The sequence below is a fragment of the Ruminococcus sp. N15.MGS-57 genome (assembly GCF_000980385.1).
Taxonomy (GTDB): Bacteria; Bacillota; Clostridia; order Oscillospirales; family Ruminococcaceae; genus Hominimerdicola; species Hominimerdicola aceti.
In genome coordinates this window covers 1-17,468 of sequence record NZ_LARF01000047.1, presented here as the reverse complement: position 1 = coordinate 17,468, position 17,468 = coordinate 1, and the positions used below count along the sequence as shown (strand labels likewise).

At 43.0% G+C, this 17,468-nt stretch carries 13 protein-coding genes and 3 tRNA genes; 4 read left to right on the top strand and 12 right to left on the bottom strand.

Annotated features, from left to right (window positions below):
- Positions 1–570: 570 nt before the first annotated feature.
- The 12 genes from WS40_RS11605 to WS40_RS11600 all read right to left on the bottom strand — a co-directional run bounded on the left by WS40_RS11605 (position 571) and on the right by WS40_RS11600 (position 15,482).
- Positions 571–2,829, bottom strand: coding sequence for a DHHW family protein (locus tag WS40_RS11605; RefSeq protein ID WP_325208508.1), 2,259 nt, complete (start codon positions 2,827–2,829; stop codon positions 571–573).
- A 14-nt stretch (positions 2,830–2,843) separates the two neighbouring features.
- Positions 2,844–4,265 (bottom strand): MBOAT family O-acyltransferase, encoded by a 1,422-nt coding sequence (locus tag WS40_RS09225; protein WP_046441764.1) that lies wholly within the window; start codon positions 4,263–4,265, stop codon positions 2,844–2,846.
- 251 nt (positions 4,266–4,516) lie between these two features.
- Positions 4,517–5,290 (bottom strand): DUF4261 domain-containing protein, encoded by a 774-nt coding sequence (locus WS40_RS09220; RefSeq protein ID WP_022287580.1) that lies wholly within the window; start codon positions 5,288–5,290, stop codon positions 4,517–4,519.
- A 305-nt stretch (positions 5,291–5,595) separates the two neighbouring features.
- Positions 5,596–7,326 carry an ATP-binding protein gene (locus WS40_RS09210; protein ID WP_046441760.1) on the bottom strand — a complete coding sequence of 577 codons (1,731 nt, stop codon included), beginning with the start codon at positions 7,324–7,326 and terminating at the stop codon, positions 5,596–5,598.
- A 27-nt stretch (positions 7,327–7,353) separates the two neighbouring features.
- Positions 7,354–8,031, bottom strand: coding sequence for a response regulator transcription factor (locus tag WS40_RS09205; protein ID WP_046441758.1), 678 nt, complete (start codon positions 8,029–8,031; stop codon positions 7,354–7,356).
- 18 nt (positions 8,032–8,049) lie between these two features.
- Positions 8,050–9,831 carry a Na/Pi cotransporter family protein gene (locus tag WS40_RS09200; RefSeq protein ID WP_046441757.1) on the bottom strand — a complete coding sequence of 594 codons (1,782 nt, stop codon included), beginning with the start codon at positions 9,829–9,831 and terminating at the stop codon, positions 8,050–8,052.
- Positions 9,832–9,990: 159 nt separating this feature from the next.
- The gene (gene phoU, locus WS40_RS09195; protein WP_046441755.1) at positions 9,991–10,650 is read right to left on the bottom strand and encodes a phosphate signaling complex protein PhoU; all 660 of its coding nucleotides are present in this window, start codon (positions 10,648–10,650) and stop codon (positions 9,991–9,993) included.
- A 36-nt stretch (positions 10,651–10,686) separates the two neighbouring features.
- Positions 10,687–11,442, bottom strand: a complete 756-nt coding sequence (pstB, locus tag WS40_RS09190; RefSeq protein WP_022287586.1) for a phosphate ABC transporter ATP-binding protein PstB — start codon at positions 11,440–11,442, stop codon at positions 10,687–10,689.
- 3 nt (positions 11,443–11,445) lie between these two features.
- On the bottom strand, positions 11,446–12,291 hold the full coding sequence (gene pstA, locus WS40_RS09185) for a phosphate ABC transporter permease PstA (protein WP_038670498.1): 846 nt from the start codon (positions 12,289–12,291) through the stop codon (positions 11,446–11,448).
- A gap of 5 nt (positions 12,292–12,296) precedes the next feature.
- Positions 12,297–13,133, bottom strand: a complete 837-nt coding sequence (pstC, locus tag WS40_RS09180) for a phosphate ABC transporter permease subunit PstC (protein WP_046441770.1) — start codon at positions 13,131–13,133, stop codon at positions 12,297–12,299.
- A 206-nt stretch (positions 13,134–13,339) separates the two neighbouring features.
- Entirely contained in the window at positions 13,340–14,209 is an 870-nt protein-coding gene (locus WS40_RS09175; RefSeq protein ID WP_046441753.1) for a substrate-binding domain-containing protein, read from the bottom strand.
- Positions 14,210–14,510: 301 nt separating this feature from the next.
- A complete protein-coding gene (locus WS40_RS11600; RefSeq protein ID WP_325208507.1) occupies positions 14,511–15,482 on the bottom strand; it encodes a hypothetical protein in 972 nt (323 codons plus the stop codon).
- Between the two features lie 390 nt (positions 15,483–15,872).
- On the opposite strand from WS40_RS11600, the gene WS40_RS09165 reads away from it, so the two are divergent.
- From WS40_RS09165 to WS40_RS11595, 4 genes are all read left to right on the top strand, one after another.
- Positions 15,873–15,949, top strand: a tRNA-Pro gene (locus WS40_RS09165).
- A 99-nt stretch (positions 15,950–16,048) separates the two neighbouring features.
- Positions 16,049–16,124, top strand: a tRNA-Thr gene (locus WS40_RS09160).
- A 21-nt stretch (positions 16,125–16,145) separates the two neighbouring features.
- Positions 16,146–16,230 (top strand) — tRNA-Tyr (locus tag WS40_RS09155).
- A 186-nt stretch (positions 16,231–16,416) separates the two neighbouring features.
- Positions 16,417–17,163, top strand: coding sequence for an HNH endonuclease (locus WS40_RS11595; RefSeq protein ID WP_118160260.1), 747 nt, complete (start codon positions 16,417–16,419; stop codon positions 17,161–17,163).
- Positions 17,164–17,468 lie beyond the last annotated feature (305 nt).

Here is a 17,468-nt window from a genome sequence, read left to right as displayed (position 1 = left end):
ATTACAACCATTGTAGGACAGAACAAAAAACTATCCTATCACGCTTGTAGGGGCTGGCGCCCTCGACGTCCCGACCCTCCGACATTTCGTCTGCAATCTCATTTGTGTTATCCACATAATGTTTTCTACATGAGCTCTTGATAATTCAAACCTCGCTCCTTCGAGCGGGCTGTCGAGGGCGCCAGCCCCTACAATTTTTATTGATAGTTTATTCCGCCGCAAAATCGCTCCGCTCTTTGCGTATCTACGTTTTGCTATGGGATAGAAAAGCGGTGCAGATTTTATTCTCCGATATCACTTTCATCTAATATCTGACTTCTATATGCTATTTTTCATTAAATCTGCACCTTGTCGGCTTGCGCCGAATGAGGCTCTGCCTCATACTCCGCTAGGGGCTTTGCCCCTAGACCCCACAAGCCCTCTAGCGCCGGGCTTGAGCGTGCGCTTTATCTCTCGCTTCGCTCGGTGCTTGGGGGCAGCTTTGCTCATTCCTCATTCCTCATTCCTAATTCCTCACTCCTCACTTAATCCACTCCTCATTCCTCACTTAATCCACTCCTCACTTAGCTCCTACTGTATCCTAATATTATTCAAACAATCCACCTTACTAGGCGTTGAACAGCTCGTCAACGATATTGCAAACAGCAGGTCTGTGCAGCCCACTTCTTTACAAAAATCAATAGCGTTTATATCAAAATATCTGAAATCACAAACATAGATTTTTGAGAAGCCATGGGTGAAAAATGGTATCAGAGCATTTCCAAAGCTGTCTTTGAACACCACAAGCACTCTGCCATTGTCCACGCCCGTGTCTATCTCAGCTATCTCCTGATCCACGTTGAGTATCGCAGAATAGCAGTTCACACCCTCTGCATAGTCAAAAAACAGTGTAGACTCCACAGGGTTTTTAAACTCCGTATCATAGTACTTTACCGTCAGATCATCATTATTGTCAGGCTTATAGTAAATGAACTTGTCAGGATATTTTTTCAACTCACTGTTGTAATTGCTGTAAGCATACATCGTTCCCACAAAGCCGTCTATCTCCCATTTATCGTAGGTATCAAGGTCTGGAAAATCTATTCCCGACTGATCGGCAAAAACCTGCGCCGCATAGTATGCTCCCAAAGGCTGCCAATGATGATCCGTTCTTGAGTAGATATATTCCTTTGTATGCTCAGCCAGAGAGTCATAAACATCGGTGTTGATTATTCCGTTAAGACCTGCGGCAATGTTGTCGATATTGTCTTTCTGATCTGAAACAGCGTCCTTGAGATTGTTCGGCATATAATAAGCCGCCGAAGTCGGGATAGACATATTGTATACGTTCACGCTGTCCCCAAGGTCAGCCTTCCATTTGTTTATGGTGTTCGCATACTTGTCGCCGTTCTCGAACGTGCCATAGTATGCACCCATTGCACGGACGTTTTCGCCCTTGCCGGATACTATAACGTCACCCTCCCACTGACCGTCGTCAAGATTGTCAGGCACGTCAACTACCTTTTCGCTTTCCGTTAATTTTTTCGTAGTTGTGCTTGTGTCGGTGGTCTTTGTATCCGCAGTGGTGGTGGTCCTCGAACCTGTAAAAGCCGTTACAGTTGTTGTTTTTGCGATCTTATCCTGATCCAGCTCTTCTTTTTCCACCGTTTTGAAATCGCCCGTTATAACAGTATCGTTGAGCTTTATTCCAAGCATATTCGTAAAATCAGAGCAGAAAGATTTAAGCTTTTCTCTGTTTGGAACAGTGTCGGTAAAATATTCGGTTATTCCGCTTGTGAAGTCACCGTCAAAATATGATGACAGCGAAAATTTCGGAAAAGTCGCAAGGTTTCTGTTTTCTGACTGTATAAAACCGCTTTCACGCTTCATCACAAGCAGTGCCGCAAACACGCCGAAAACAATAAGCAGACAAACAACAGAATTTATAACATTAAACTCCAGCTCGTGTATATTGTTTTTCTTAGCCTTTTCACGTTCCTCACGACGTTTTTTTGCCTTTTCGATGCCTTTTCTGTAAGCTTCCTCTGCCTTAGCGTCGCTTTCTTCTTTTTCCACAGGATCAGGTTTCGGCTCAGATTTAGGTTCAGCCTTTTTTTCAGCTTTCCTGACAGGCTCCTGCTCTTTCTGAACAGGCACTCTGACATTTATTGTCGCCTCTACCCTGCTGGGCTTCTGAGCATTCTCAGGCTTTTTCTCAGGGCTTCTCTTGTCGATTATCTCGACCCTTTTCCCTGCGATAACAGGGCCTTTATCCTGTGCCGCTGCGTCATATTCCCTATAATAGCTGTCAGGTATCTTCAGCACGAAATTCTTCTTATTCGGCAGCTTTTTCACAGTTCCGTCTGCTGAAACTGCCACAGATATCTCTTTTTTAGTGCCGTTTATGTGATTTTTCTCTTTGGAAAATGGGATAATGACCTCATTATCAGAAGCCTTTTCCTCAGCATTTTTCTCCTGAGCTTTTTGTACAGACTGAGAATTTTCAACTTTTTCAGCTTTTTTCTCAACTGTTTTCAATGCTTCTTCATTATCATCATCAGTATTTAGCCATACGCTTTTCTTTGGCTTCAAAACAGGCTCGTCCGTCCAAATGCTGTGGCTGAGAGCCTTGTTTTTTCTGACTATCTTTTCCACTATTTCGTCATGGACAGTGGAGCTTTTCTCCGTTTCGTCAACTTTTGCCATGCTGACAGCTTCAGGCTTTTTCTTTTCCTCGCCTATAGGCTTTCCACCGAAAGTAACGCTGTCAAGATACTCTGTATAGGCTTCTGAAAGAGCCTTTGTATCAGGCAGTTTGAAGTCCTTTTCAAAATCTTTATTATTTGCCATACTCTTTCACCTGCCTAAAATCTGAAATACAAGAACGGATTGTTTGTTGTGTTCACAAGCAGAACGCTTGAGAGAACAAGTATCGCCGCATTGCATAGGATACCTGCTGACTGCATAAAATAGGCTGTACCCTTTGCAGAGAGCGCCTTTTCTTTGATCTTTGGTATAACAGGCATTGTGAAAAGTACTGCCGCTGCAAAAAGCCAGATATTGTTCATGAAAAGGTGCTGTGTAACTGTGTCGGTCAGCTTGTTTCCATTTGCTCCAACAAGTGCCTTGAAGAACGTACCCAGCGAGCCGAGGTTCTCAAAATAGAATATTCCAAAGCCTATGAAAATAACAAGCTTTGTATAGATATGTGCAAGGGGTACAGGCATTTTCTTCATGCGCTTTTTACCTATGAGCATTTCAAAGAATATGAACAATCCATAGTAAAGTCCCCAGAAAACAAAGTTCCAGCTTGCGCCGTGCCAAAGTCCTGTGCAGAACCATACAAGGAAAAGTCCTCCGTATTTTCTTCTTTTGCCGAAGATAGGGAGATAAAGCACATAATCTCTGAAAAATGAGCTAAGGGAGATATGCCACCTCTGCCAGAACTCTGAGATAGTTTTGCAGATAAAAGGATATTTAAAGTTCTCATCAAAGTGGAAGCCGAATATCCTGCCAAGACCGATAGCGATATCTGAATAGCCTGAGAAGTCAAAATAATACCACAGACCCACAAGAATTGCGCCAAGCCATGTGCCTGCCACAGAGAGGGTCTTTATATTTTCATAGCCGTTTGAAGCAGAGCCGAAAAGGGCTGTTACAATAGTGCTGAGGTTATTTGCGATAATGACCTTTTTGCCAAGTCCGAGGATTATTCTTGAAAAGCCGTCGGAGATATCCTTGGCGGTGGTCTTTCTTTCGTTTATCTCCTCGCCGATAACGGAGTATCTTACGATAGGTCCTGCAACGAGCTGTGGGAACATGGATACATACAAAAGAAATCTGCCGAAGTTTTTCTGAGGCTTGACCTTGCCCCAATAGCAATCGACGGTATAGGAAATAGTCTGGAACGTATAGAAAGAGATACCGATAGGCAAAACGATATTAGGCACCGGTATGCCTAGACCGAACCAATTGTTAAGATTTTCCACAAAGAACGCCGTATACTTGAAACCGAACAGCACTCCAAGGTTAAAGACAAGCGACCATGCAAGCGCCGCTTTTGCCTGCCAGCCTTCGGGGTGTTTTTCTATCACCCGACCATTTATGTAGTCCACAAGGGAGGAAACTATGAGGATACTCACCCAGACAGGCTCGCCCCATGCGTAAAAGATAAGTGAAAACACCACCAGCACTGCATTTCTTATGGCTGTACTGCGTGTGATAAAATAGCATATCAGGCACACAGGCAGGAAAAAATACAAGAAAAATAGATCTGCAAATACCACAACAAAACTCCTAACAAAAATTGATAAAACAGCCATTGTCGGCTTATTCCGACAAAAGGCGATACACATCTAAGTATATCACTGAACACACTAAAAGTCAATTAAAACAGAGGTCTGCGGAAAGTTTTTCGGTTATGCACAAAAAAAGCCGCACAAATTGTACGGCTTAGAAATATCTAAAAATCATGTGCAAGTGACCGATAACGGGCAAACAATGTCCGCCCCTACAGAAAGTCACGCATTTACGCTGTTTAATACTTTATTTTCAGGGTCTTGCCCGGAACGCTCACGCCGTCTGACAGAGTGATAGGGAGCTTTTGCTCCTCAGAGAAGCCGATAGTTTCGCCGTCTTTAAGCTCAACGCCCTCAGAAAGCACATACTCGGAGATAGAAAGCAAAAATCCAAGCAGGTCGTTGGGCTGTTTTGGAGAGTCAACTATCTCCATTTCCTCATATCCGAAAAATCTCATGCCTGATGTGAAAGCGCAAAGACCTGTTTTAGCAAGATACATACCTGTGTAGATAAGAATAGGCATCGGATACTCGCCATCTTTGATAGTTTCGGCAAAGTTCACATAGAAATTCTTCTCATAAACTGTCGGGTCTTTATAGATACCGATAGCGTTATCGAGCTTGAGCAGAGAGCTTGCCACTTTTGCAAAGAGGATAGCCTGCTCAACAGCGCTTGTTTTATTCATTACAGCGAGCATAACGTGCGCCTGATGCTTAGCGACCTCGTTTGCGCCCTCTTTCCAGAGAATATTATACTTTGCCGCATTTTCAGCTTCCTTGTTAGGAACTGGGTTAGGCATAAGTGAGCAAGCGACCACCATATCGCCAACCTTGAATACCATAGCGTTGTCTTTTACATCGTCCTGCGGAACGATGTTCCAATCGTCTTTCAGAAACTTTTTAAATCTGAGCCAATCCATGTTAGCGTCTGTGTAGAGAACGAAGCCTGCAAGGACGTTGCCTTCCTTTTTATCGTCCTTGGTTTCCTGAACGTTTTTGTTTTCTTCTGACATTTTGTTACCTCCATAAGATAAAGTCTGTTGAGGTCATTATAGCACACTTGGGGAGAAAATGCAACAGGGGGAGGTAAATGAGGAATGAGGAGTGAGGAATCATGGTATCGCCTGCGGCGATGATTTTTTTGTAGGGGCGAACAGCGTTCGCCCGTTGATTTAACACTTTTACGACATACTGGTGCGACCTTTGGTCGCCCGCTTGTTTTTTTGTCCTTTCTTTATCGCCCTTCCCCTTAAAAATTTGTATACCATGTACCTGCACAAAAACGCCGTTCCGACTTCTCGTCAGAACGGCGTGATTATTATTCTGTTACCGCTGTTTCCTCAGCCTGCTGTGTTTCAGGCTCGTTGAAAGGCAGCTTCACTGTTATGGCAGTTCCCTTTTCAAGCTCGCTTTCAAGGGATATCTCACCGCTGTGATATGCGACTATATGCTTTACTATAGAAAGCCCTAAGCCTGTGCCTCCTATCTTCTTGGAACGGCTTTTATCAACTCGGTAAAAACGTTCAAAGATTCGGCTTTGATGTTCGTCGGATATGCCTATGCCTGTGTCGCTGAACACTGCCACGGCTTTGCCGTCCTCTATGCCGACCGTTACATTCAGGCTTCCGCCCTCATGATTGTACTTTATGGCGTTGTCCATGAGATTTAAAAACAGTTCTGTGATATAGCTCTGATTGCCGTATATCTGAACAGGTTCGCCCTCAATGGTCATTGTGACCTCTCTATTATCTGCCTTGTGACGGAGTATCTCCTCTACGTCATGGGCGGTTTTCAGCAGGTCTATTTTATCAGACAAAACGTGTTCCTGCTCTTCTATCTGGGAAAGCCTGATAATATCGTTTATAAGATACAAAAGTCTTTCGCTTTCACGATATATCATACCGCCGTATTTCTTCACGTCCTCTTCCTTGGTGAAAATGCCGTTTTCAAGAAGCTCGCCAAAGCCTTTTATGGTGGTAAGCGGAGTTTTAAGCTCGTGAGATACGTTGGCTGAGAAGTCACGGCGTATCTGCTCGCTTTGTATCTCCTCTGTTACGTCAACAAAGAAGATTATGATACCAAAATCAAGGGTGTTTTCGCTGTAGACCTTATTTGCAAAGGTACGGTAAAAACGGCTTTTTTCTGTGATGATACCTTTTGCTGCACCGCTTTCCTTGGCTTCTTCAAGCAGACCTATTATCTGCTGATCGTTTGTCATATGGTTTATCTTGGTATGCTCCGTAGGATCAAAGCTGTTGCCAAGAATTTTCAAGGCGCTCTTATTTACCGAAAGCACTGTCATGTCCTCGTCAAGAAGTATCATGCCCTCAACCATATTTTCAGTGATAAGTGATATTTTTTCTCTCTCTGCCTTTATTTTATTCATGTTCTTATGTATTCGTCCCATAAGAACGTCTGCATTTTTTATGATAGGTTCAAGTTCTTCATAAGGCGTTTCAAACTGACCGATATTCTCGTTCCTAAGATCAAGCTGTTTTACAAGGGAATTTATCGGCTTTATCATGCTTTCTGAAAGCTTTATGGAGATTATGGTGGTGATAAAGATTATTCCTCCTGCGAACACCACCAGCATTGGTATCACTGCAAGGAACACCCCTGCAAGGTTTTCCTTATCTGTAGAAAATCTCAGCACGCCACTGTCATATTTTATGGCATAATAATATGTAGTATATCCAAGGGTCTTGGAAAATCTTGTGGATTCGCCATCGCCATTTGCCATAGCCTCTTTGAACTCTTCACGGTCGGAGTGGTTTTCCATTTTGGCGGGATCTGCTTCAGAGTCATATTTTACATTGCCCTGTGCGTCGATAAAGGTGACACGGACATCATATTCTACTGATCTTTCCAAAATATCAGCCATTTCTGAGGGTTTATTGTTTCCTGCGGCAACGAGTTTTGCAGCGGATTTAAGCTCATTTTTAGTGAAACGCTGATAGGTAGAATATCCAAGAGAGCCTGCTACTAAAAGGAAAAACAGCACTGTACATGAAACAAGTATCGTCATGACTTTATAGAGTTTTTTCTGCATATGCTGTTCCTCCTTATCTGAAAATTTTTATATTTTGTAGCCTATGCCACGGACTGTTTTGATAAGATCAGTACAGCCTGCGGCTTCTAGCTTTTGTCTGAGGGTCTTGATGTGCATATCAACAGTTCTTGTTTCCCCTGCAAACTCATAGCCCCAGACCATTTCCATAAGCTTATCACGGCTCACGGCTATGGACTTATGGCGCATAAGATACATCAAAAGCTCAAATTCCTTATAGGTCAAAACGACCTCCTGACCGTTATATGTACAGATACGTCTTGATGCGTCAAGGGATACGCCCTGTTCTTCTATTACGTCAGCCTCGGCGTTCTGCTTGCCTGCACGTCTTAAAACGGCTTTTATTCTTGAAAGCAGTTCCATTACGCCGAACGGCTTTGTTATATAGTCGTCTGCGCCCATTTCAAGACCTGACACCTTATCAAGCTCGCTTGATTTTGCGGTAAGCATTATAACAGGAACGTCCTGAGTGTGGCTGTCTTTTTTGAGCTTTGAAAGTATGGAATATCCGTCCTCGTCAGGAAGCATTATGTCAAGAAGCACCAGCGAAGGCTCATTGTTTCTTATCTCTTCATAAAACGGTTTTGCTTTTGGAAATGCTTTCACCTCATATCCGCCTGATTTAAGCGCGCAGGATATAAGCTCTCTTATTCCGTCATCGTCTTCTACACAATATATAAGTGCCATAGATCTTACCCCTTTTCGTTAAAACTCTTTAGCAGGCAGAGCGTATTTCTCGCTGTAGCGTTTGACCTGTCCGTCAAAGCCCTCGCCTGAATTTTTAAGCATCTGAACATACTCGTGGACGTCAAAGCTTTCGTCGTTTTCCTGTATAAGGCAGACCGCTATATTTGAGCAATGGTCTGAAACTCTTTCCAAATTTGTGAGCAGATCGGAGAACACAAAGCCCATTTCTATGGTACACTCGCCTGTTTGAAGCCTTTTTACATGGCGGTTTTTAAGCTTTGTTCTTATCTTATCCACCACTTCCTCAAGCGGTTCAACTCTTGTGGCAAGCTCCAGATCGTGCTTTTCAAAAGCTTCCATGGCGATATCCAAAACATCTCTTACGGCACTGCACATAACTTTTACTTCGGCTGTTGCCTGTGATGTGAAATTCAGATCCTTCTGCTGTTTTTCCTCGGCAACGGACACCATGTTCATGGCGTGGTCGGAGATACGCTCAAAGTCGCCTATAACATGAAGTATAGTTGAAACTGACTGAGAATCCTTTGCAGAAAGATCTCGGCTTGAAAGCTTTACAAGATATGTGCCGAGTCTATCCTCATAGAGATCGACGGCTGCTTCATTTGCGGCTATCTGCTCTGCCTTTTCCTTATCGTACTTATCGACGCAGATGCTCATTGCCATGTCTATGCTTTCTTTTGCTATCTCGCCCATGCGGTTTGTAAGCTCTCTGCACTTTTCAACTGCAAAAGACGGTGACTGGAGAAATCTTTCATCAAGAAGCTTGAACTGCTCTTCGATATTGTCCTTATTTCCCTCCCCCTCTTTGTCTTTGACAGTGAGGTAGGCAAGCTTTTCAAGGACTTTGATAAATGGCAGAAGTATGATAGATGTTGACAGGTTGAATATAGTATGCACAATAGCTATCTCCTTTGCGCCCACAACTCCGTCAACGAACGAGAAGCCGATAAAGGCATTGAGCAGATAGAACACTGTAAGGAAAAGCACTGTTCCTATTATATTAAAATAGAGGTGGACAACTGCAACACGCTTTGCGTTTTTGCTTGTGCCTATTGATGAAAGCAGTGCTGTTACGCAAGTACCTATATTCTGTCCTAAAATTATAGGAAGCGCTGAACCGAAGGTTATTGCACCTGTGGCTGAGAGAGCCTGAAGGATACCAACGGAAGCAGATGAGGACTGGATGATAGCGGTAAGAAGTGCGCCAGCCAGAACGCCCAGAATAGGGTTTTTGAACCAGAGAAGCATTTCTGCGAACTCAGGAACGTCTTTAAGAGGTGCGACTGCACCGCTCATTGAGTCCATTCCGAACATGAGCACTGCAAAGCCTACGAGTATAGATGCGATATCCTTTTTCTTATCGTTTTTTGAGAACGTCAGCATTGCAACGCCTATTATCGCAAGGATAGGCGAGAACGAGGACGGCTTGAGCATTTTTATAAGAAAGCTGTCACCGTTAAGTCCTGACAAAGACAATATCCACGCTGTTACGGTAGTACCGATATTTGCGCCCATTATAACGCCTATGGCGGAATGGAGCTTCATGATGCCTGCGTTTACAAAGCCCACCAGCATTACTGTGGTGGCTGAGGAGGACTGAATGACCGCTGTTACAGAAAGTCCAAGCAACATTGCCTTGATAGGGTTTGAGGTGAGCCTTTCAAATATTTTTTCAAGCTTTCCTCCTGCGAGTTTTTCCAGCCCGTTACCCATTACATTCATTCCGTAAAGGAACATTGCAAGACCGCCTATAAGGGTCAGAACATTAAAAATCGTCATACTGACACTCCCTGATAATAATTTTACACTATTGTTACAATGTTTACAATGAACATTATACAACATAATTGTAAAATAACAAATCAGGCTGAGTAAAATCTGAGTAAAATCGTACAAGAAGAGCAAAAAGGCGGTATTTCCGCCTTTTATCGTGATATTTTACATGATTCTTTCTGTTTTATGGACGCCTGTTACGGAGAATACCACCCATTCTGCGATATTTACCGCATGGTCACCGATACGCTCGAAGTATTTTGCCACCATGAGGGTATCTATGGCTTTTTCACCGTTTGCCTTATCGGCTGCTATCTCGTCGATTATCTTATCCTTAGTCTTTACAAAAAGCTCGTCTATTTTATCGTCTGAGCTTATGACCTTCTTTGCAAGCTCCTCGTCATTGTTCACATAGGCGTCGATAGCGTCGTTCACCATTTGTGTGGCGGCTCTTGCCATTTCACTGATATCGCTAAGATCCCATTTCTGCTTTTTCTTTATAAGCCGGATATTCAGATCTGCAATATCTGCTGACTGATCGCCAACACGCTCGATATCGGTTATCATTTTAAGTGCAGCGGACACACGTCTGAGATCCTCGGCAAAAACAGGCTGCTGCTGCAAGAGCAGGTTAAGACAGATCCTCTCTACCTCACGCTCCGCCTCGTTTATCTTGGCGTCAAACTCCACCGTTTCACGGGCAAGCTTTGTATTCTGCTCTTCAAGAGATTTTATTGACATTGCGATTATCTGCTCTGTCATTGCTGCCATAGAAAGCAGCTTTTTGTTAAGCTCGCTGAGCTTATTGTCAAAATTCGCACGCATAGATATTTCTTCCTTTCACCTATATTTCCAAAGCGTTTATCCGAAACGTCCTGTGATATACTCGAGAGTTTTCTGTTCCTTAGGATTGGAGAAGATACGCTGAGTTTCGTCGAACTCGACTATCTCGCCATGGAGGAAAAAGGCTGTTTTATCGGATATACGGGTCGCCTGCTGCATATTATGGGTGACGATAACGATAGTGTAATTCTTTTTAAGCTCTGTGGCAAGCTCCTCTATTTTGATAGTGGAGATAGGGTCAAGGGCTGATGTAGGCTCGTCCATAAGAAGCACCTCCGGCTTTACGGCGAGTGCTCTTGCGATACAGATACGCTGCTGCTGTCCGCCTGACATACCCAGGGCTGACTTTTTAAGTCTGTCCTTTGTTTCGTCCCACACGGAAGCCTGACGGAGAGTTGTTTCGACTATCTCGTCAAGGTCGGCTTTTTTCTTTATGCCGTGAGTTCTTGGGCCGTATGCGATATTATCGTAAATAGACATCGGGAAGAGGTTTGGTTTCTGGAAAACCATTCCCACACGCTTTCTAAGCTCGGTTATTTCCATATCTTTATAGATATTCTCCCCGTCAAGGGTAAAATCGCCTGTTATCTTACAGCCCTCTACAAGGTCGTTCATACGGTTGAGGGACTTAAGAAGAGTAGATTTTCCGCAGCCTGAAGGGCCTATGAATGCGGTTATCTCCTTTTCGGCTATGGACAAGTTTATATTTTTGAGAGCCTGAAAATCTCCATAAAAGAGATCGCAGTTTTTCACCTGCAGTTTTGGCTGTGTCATTTATTAGTTTCCTCCTTTGGAAAGCTTTCTGGCAACAAGGGACGCAAGTCCGTTAAGAAGAAGTACAACTGCCAGCAGGACAACTGCTGTAGCGCTTGCTTCATTCATATAAAGTCCCTCGTTTGAAAGTGAATACATATGGATAGAAAGGGTACGTCCTGAGTCTGTAAGGCCTGCATACTTGGCGATAGTTCCTGCGGTATAGATAAGGGCGGCTGTTTCGCCGAAAATTCTTCCCATTGCAAGGATAACGCCTGAGAGGATACCGCTTATTGAAGGAGGCAGAACGATAACGAAGATAGTTCTGAGCTTTCCTGCGCCAAGTCCGTAGCTGCCCTCACGGAAGCTGTCGTCTACAGATTTCAGCGCTTCCTCGGTAGAACGGATTATGAGCGGAAGCACCATTATCGCCAATGTGCAAGCGCCTGAGAGCATTGAGAGCTTCCAGTTAAGGGCAAGCACAAAGAACATATTTCCGAAAAGTCCGTAGACTATGGACGGGATACCTGAAAGTGTTTCTGTAGTAAGTCTTATGACTCTGACGAATTTATTGCCTTTCTTTGCATACTCAACGAGATATATTGCGCAGAATATGCCCAGAGGTGCGGCTATTGCCAGGGACACCAGAAGCATTTCAAAGGTGTTCACGATAGCGGGGAGCATTGACACGTTCTCGGTGGTATAGGTCTTTGCGAAAAGGGACGGTTTCAGATAAGGAACGCCCTTTATCACCACATAGCCCACGATAAGAACGAACACGCTTATGGTAAGCACAACTGCTATTTTGGTTAAGATATTAAACACCAATGACATGGGGTGTGTTTTATAGGTTTTCATTCTGTCTGACATTTTTATCACCCTTTATCCTTTCTGTTTGTGACAAGGTTAAAGCAAAGGTTCAGAAGAAGAATGAACACGAACAGCACAACGCCTGTTCCGATAAGGGCGTCATAGTGAAGTCCCTCGGCATAGCTCATTTCGATTACGATATTGCCTGTGAGGGTACGGACGCTGTCCAGGAGGGAATGCGGAATGATAGTGGAGTTGCCTGCTATCATGATAACTGCCATTGTTTCGCCTATCGCTCTGCCCACTGCAAGGATAACGCTTGCGAGTATGCCTGACTTTGCGGCAGGGAAAACGACTGTTGCAACTGCTCTTTCGTGTGTTGCGCCAAGGGCGACTGCGCCCTCATAGTAACTGTCAGGAACGGCTTTAAGTGCGCTCACGCTCATGCCCACGATAGTAGGAAGTATCATGATACCGAGGATAATGGAAACTGTAAGCACGCTGTTTCCTGTGCCGCCGAAAAGGTTTCTTATGATAGGAACTACAACTACCATGCCGAAAAAGCCGTATACAATGGACGGTATGCCTGCAAGAAGATTTATTGGAGGCATGAGCCACTTGAAAAGCTTTTTATGACAGAATTTTGCCATAAATATCGCTGTTAAAAGTCCAATCGGCACACCAATTATTATTGCTCCTGCGGTGCAGTAGAGAGAGCCGACTATCATAGGGAAGATACCATATGAAGCAGGGACGTTTCTAGGACTCCAGTCTGTTCCGAAGAGGAAGTTTCCCACGCCTATTTCGGCGATTGCAGGACAGCCTTTAGCGAACATGAAGATACATATTACTATTACTGCCGCAACTGAAACGCAGGCGCAAAGGAAAAACAATGCTTTCATCGCTTTCTCAAGCAGGTGGGAACTTTGTTTTGCTGTTGGCTTCTGAGCGGCTGTATTCGCTGCCACCGCTGTGTTTTCCGTCAACGTAATTATCACCTCTGAAAATTTTTCACTTGTTTTTTTGCTCAGACAAAGGGGGCGACAATTTGCTGTGCCGCCCAAAGTTTTGTCTTGTGCAAATCTTTATGGAGAATTAACTTGATAGCTTATTTGCTTTCGTCAGACCATGTTGTCTTTGAGCCTGTATAGATAGCCTTTATCTCGTCCATTGTGATATCTTCAACTGCGTTATCCTTATTTACGATAACTGCGATAGCGTCCTGAGCGATAGTTACAGACTTGATACCCTGTGAAAGCTCGTCGTCTGAGATATCTCTTGAAGCCATACCGATATCAGATGTGCCGTTGATAGCATCCTTGATACCTGTTGAGGAGTCTGACTGCTGAACGTCTACTGTTACGTTTGTGTTTGCCTTCTGATAAGACTCGGCGAGCTTTTCCATAACCGGTGTTACTGATGATGAACCGCTGACTACTACCTTACCGGAAGCGTTGTTTGAAGCGTAAGCTGCTGCGCTCTTGTCGATCTTTATGTAGCCTGCCTTTTCGATGATATCCTGACCCTCGGAGCTGAGGATATAGTTCTCAAAGTCCTGAGCGGCGTCTGACAGCCCGTCTTTAACAGCGATATTGAAAGGTCTTACTATTTTATAATCACCGCTTTCGATAGTTGCTGTTGAAGGCTCAACGCCCTCTACTTTAAGAGCCTTTACTGTATCGTTCAGTGAGCCGAATGAGATATAGCCGATAGCGTTCTTATCTCCTGACACCTGAGTAAGCACAACGTCTGTTGACTTACAGATAAGGGCATCTTTCTTTGTGTTATCGGTCTTGTTGCCGTTAGAGTCTTTTTCCTCGATACCTGTCAGCTCGATGAATGCGCCTCTTGTTCCTGAGCCGTCCTCACGGGAGATAACGGTGATCTTATCTGAGCTTCCTCCGCAGCTTGCGAGCATTGTGGCTGCAAGTGCAACTGATGTAAAGATCGCTGCCAGTTTTGATGTTCTTGTTTTCATGATATAAAACCTCTTTCTTATACTTGCCCTTTGGGCTTTTTGATTTGCACCTTTTCTCTCTGCACCCTGTGTGCAGGTCTTCATGTTATTTCTATTCAGGTGATATACTTATGATACATCAGCATTGTAAAATCAGTAACCGAAGTAAAGTAAAGTCATTGTAAGATGTTTGCAAAGGAATTTACACACAAAAACGGGCTTTACACTGCTATGCACAATGTAAAATACGTTTGTATAAACAAAAAAGTGCGTCCTCACAAGGAAAACGCACTTTGTAAAATCGGTGATATTCTATTTAAAATCAGTAGCTCTGTACAAGTACAACTGAGCCGTCTGCCTTATTATATGCGGCGCTGTAGCCATGACCGTCTTCTGTAAAGACGTAATAGTACATGAAGCCTGCGTCCTCAGTTCTGTATTCATATGAAGACACCTTGCCGTCTATCTGAGCTGTGATAGCGGCGACAGCCTTTGCAGAATCTCCGCTCTCGGCTGATGTAGTTGTTGTAGTTTCGTCAGGCTTTGAGTCTGCTGTAGTTGTGGTAGTTGTTGTAGTTTCTGTATCTGAGGCAGTTGTTGTGGTAGTTGTCGTTGTTTCTGTATCAGGTGCAGAGGTTTCGGTGGCTGGTGTTGAGCTTTCGTCAGCCGGCTGTGAGGTAGTGGTATTTGTGTCGGTAGAAACTGCACTGCTCTCGGTATCGACGAACACGCCTCCCTTACTGTCGTCATCAGCGGCAACAGTTGTTTTTGGCTTTGTAGTAGTAGTGGTCTTATTATTTGTTCCGCCAAAGCCGAAGATCTTATAGCCTGCAACTATAGCAAGAATGACCACCACAAGTATACCCACTGTGATAGTGGCAGTAATTGCAAAGAGCTTCTTTCTGGAAGCGTCATCGTTATCCTCTGTATCATCATCGGAATAATCGTTTTCATCGTCAGGATAACCGCCATTATCATAATTATCCTGATAATTCTCAGAGCCGTCATTATTATCATGGCTATCAGCTATTGGTGTGGAGAAAAACTCTGTAGGCTCTTCCGGCTGTTTAGGCACAGTAAAGGCTCTTGTTTTCTCTTCATACTCCTGTGCCTCCTGCTTTGTGAACACTCTTGTTCTGTCAGCATCGTCAGCAGAGGTGAAATTCTGCTCCTCCTGCTTGCTGTCTTCCGTAACAGGCGTGCTTTCGTCTATAAGCAGGTTATGGCAATACTTACAGAGTATTGCTTCTTCGGATATTTCCTTATGGCAAAAAGGACATTCCTTTGTTTTCATTTTTACTTTCCTCCCGAATATTATCTGTTAAGTATAATGATAACACAAACCATTTTAAAAATCAACAGGTTTCACCAAAATATCATCAAATTATACCATTCTTTTAAAAAAGGCTCTTTTATGGACATTATTTTTGATGTTTTCGTATGATATCACGGTATAATTTGTTGAATAATGATATTTGTATCGCTTTTAAGCGGGGTATAATTGTGCAAGTATACAAAGTGATAAAAAACCTATTGACAAAACGGGCATTGGGGAGTATAATAATTAAGCTGTTTGATGACGCAGACAAATGCTTCACAGAAACATCTATGAAGCTCAAGGCACACAAAGCTTGGAACTTTTCCGTGGCTGGAGACTTTTCCCCACCGTGTGCAACGTCAACTACGAGGCGTAACTCAGTTTGGTAGAGTGCTTGGTTTGGGACCAAGATGCCGCAGGTTCAAGTCCTGTCGCCTCGACCACTTTATTAAAAAAAATGAAAACAAAATAAAAAATGCTTGACAAGTGCTTGGAGATATGATATAATAGATATCGTCAGTTCGACAGATCAAGCAATACAAGCTGGTGTAGCTCAGTTGGTAGAGCAGCTGATTTGTAATCAGCAGGTCGGGGGTTCGAGTCCGTCCACCAGCTCCATTATTTTGTTTTCATTCATATGGGAGAATTCCCGAGTGGCCAAAGGGGGCAGACTGTAAATCTGTTGCTTCTAGCTTCGGTGGTTCGAATCCACCTTCTCCCACCAAAAAGCTCGCAGACTTCTGCGGGCTTTTTTTGTTTTATAAATATATATTAAGTTATGATGCTGTTAATGATACTGTTTATATAAAAATCGAATATTTGATTTTGTTGGTAAAAAAAGATAAAATCGCTTTACAATTAAATGAATTTATGGTATGATTATACCAATAACTATTAGGAGGCTTTTAATATGTCTATTAAGCAATTAACCCAACATCAAATAGATTGTGGAAAAGTAATGCTCTCTTTAATTGCTAATGGGGAATATACAATCGAGTATGGTCAACTCAGCAAATTAACTGGTCAAAGCACAAGATTAATTGGCTCTGATATTGGTGAGTTATCAAAACATTGTTATAGATTAGGCTTGCCATTGATTTCAGTAATGGTAGTGAACAAAGAGACTCATTATTGTGGATCTGGCTTTTTTGATTTGTGCAATGAACTGAATGTTCACCCTGAATATAAATCGAAAATGGCTAAGATGTTTGATATTTGCATGAAAGAAGTCAAAGAATGTTCTGAATGGTACAAACTAGCTGATTATATGGGCATACAGGTTAACGGATTAAGACCATTTGAAGATCCAATAATAAAGTCTGCTCAAAAAGAAAGAATTGAAGGGTCTTTAGTTCAAGTAAATGCAACTGTGTATGAACGTGATCCAAAACTCAGAGAAGAATGTTTGCGTATCCATGGTACTAGCTGTAAAATTTGTGGCTTTAATGCGGCAAAGATATATGGCAACGAATTTGCTGGCAGAATCCATGTTCATCATATTAATCCTCTTGGAGAGGTAAAAGAAAAACATATGGTAAATCCAAAGACTGACCTAATACCTGTATGTCCAAACTGTCATATGATACTTCATTCCAAAAATGACGGAGTATATTCACCTGAAGAAGTGAAAAATATGCTAAATAAAGATAAACAGTAAACATAATATTTATTCAATCGCAGTCAAGCGAAAGTTTGACTGCGATTGAATTTTAATATACTTCCCCTATTTCTTCTTCAAAGGCAAATCGTCGCTTGCTTTGAAATTGTATACCGGTTTCATAATGTCGATAACATCAACAGAGCTTTGAATAACATCTATTATATCGTCAAGTGACAAAAAGGCGCTGTAAAAAAAGCGCAATAAAGCCCGTGGATTCCCTCAATATGGAAGCCCACGGGCTTTAATATATCACACAGCAAAAAAGAACTATCTAATCTTGAAAAAAGGGTACAGCAAACACA

Excerpts from the sequence above, each read along its gene's own strand:
- WS40_RS11605 (WP_325208508.1), bottom strand. The coding sequence starts at position 2,829 with ATGGCAAATAATAAAGATTTTGAAAAGGACTTCAAACTGCCTGATACA.
- WS40_RS09220 (WP_022287580.1), bottom strand. The coding sequence starts at position 5,290 with ATGTCAGAAGAAAACAAAAACGTTCAGGAAACCAAGGACGATAAAAAG.
- pstC (WP_046441770.1), bottom strand. The coding sequence starts at position 13,133 with ATGAAAGCATTGTTTTTCCTTTGCGCCTGCGTTTCAGTTGCGGCAGTA.
- WS40_RS11600 (WP_325208507.1), bottom strand. The coding sequence starts at position 15,482 with ATGAAAACAAAGGAATGTCCTTTTTGCCATAAGGAAATATCCGAAGAA.
- WS40_RS09200 (WP_046441757.1), bottom strand. The coding sequence starts at position 9,831 with ATGACGATTTTTAATGTTCTGACCCTTATAGGCGGTCTTGCAATGTTC.
- WS40_RS11595 (WP_118160260.1), top strand. The coding sequence starts at position 16,417 with ATGTCTATTAAGCAATTAACCCAACATCAAATAGATTGTGGAAAAGTA.
- WS40_RS09210 (WP_046441760.1), bottom strand. The coding sequence starts at position 7,326 with ATGCAGAAAAAACTCTATAAAGTCATGACGATACTTGTTTCATGTACA.
- WS40_RS09175 (WP_046441753.1), bottom strand. The coding sequence starts at position 14,209 with ATGAAAACAAGAACATCAAAACTGGCAGCGATCTTTACATCAGTTGCA.
- WS40_RS09205 (WP_046441758.1), bottom strand. The coding sequence starts at position 8,031 with ATGGCACTTATATATTGTGTAGAAGACGATGACGGAATAAGAGAGCTT.
- pstB (WP_022287586.1), bottom strand. The coding sequence starts at position 11,442 with ATGACACAGCCAAAACTGCAGGTGAAAAACTGCGATCTCTTTTATGGA.
- pstA (WP_038670498.1), bottom strand. The coding sequence starts at position 12,291 with ATGTCAGACAGAATGAAAACCTATAAAACACACCCCATGTCATTGGTG.
- phoU (WP_046441755.1), bottom strand. The coding sequence starts at position 10,650 with ATGCGTGCGAATTTTGACAATAAGCTCAGCGAGCTTAACAAAAAGCTG.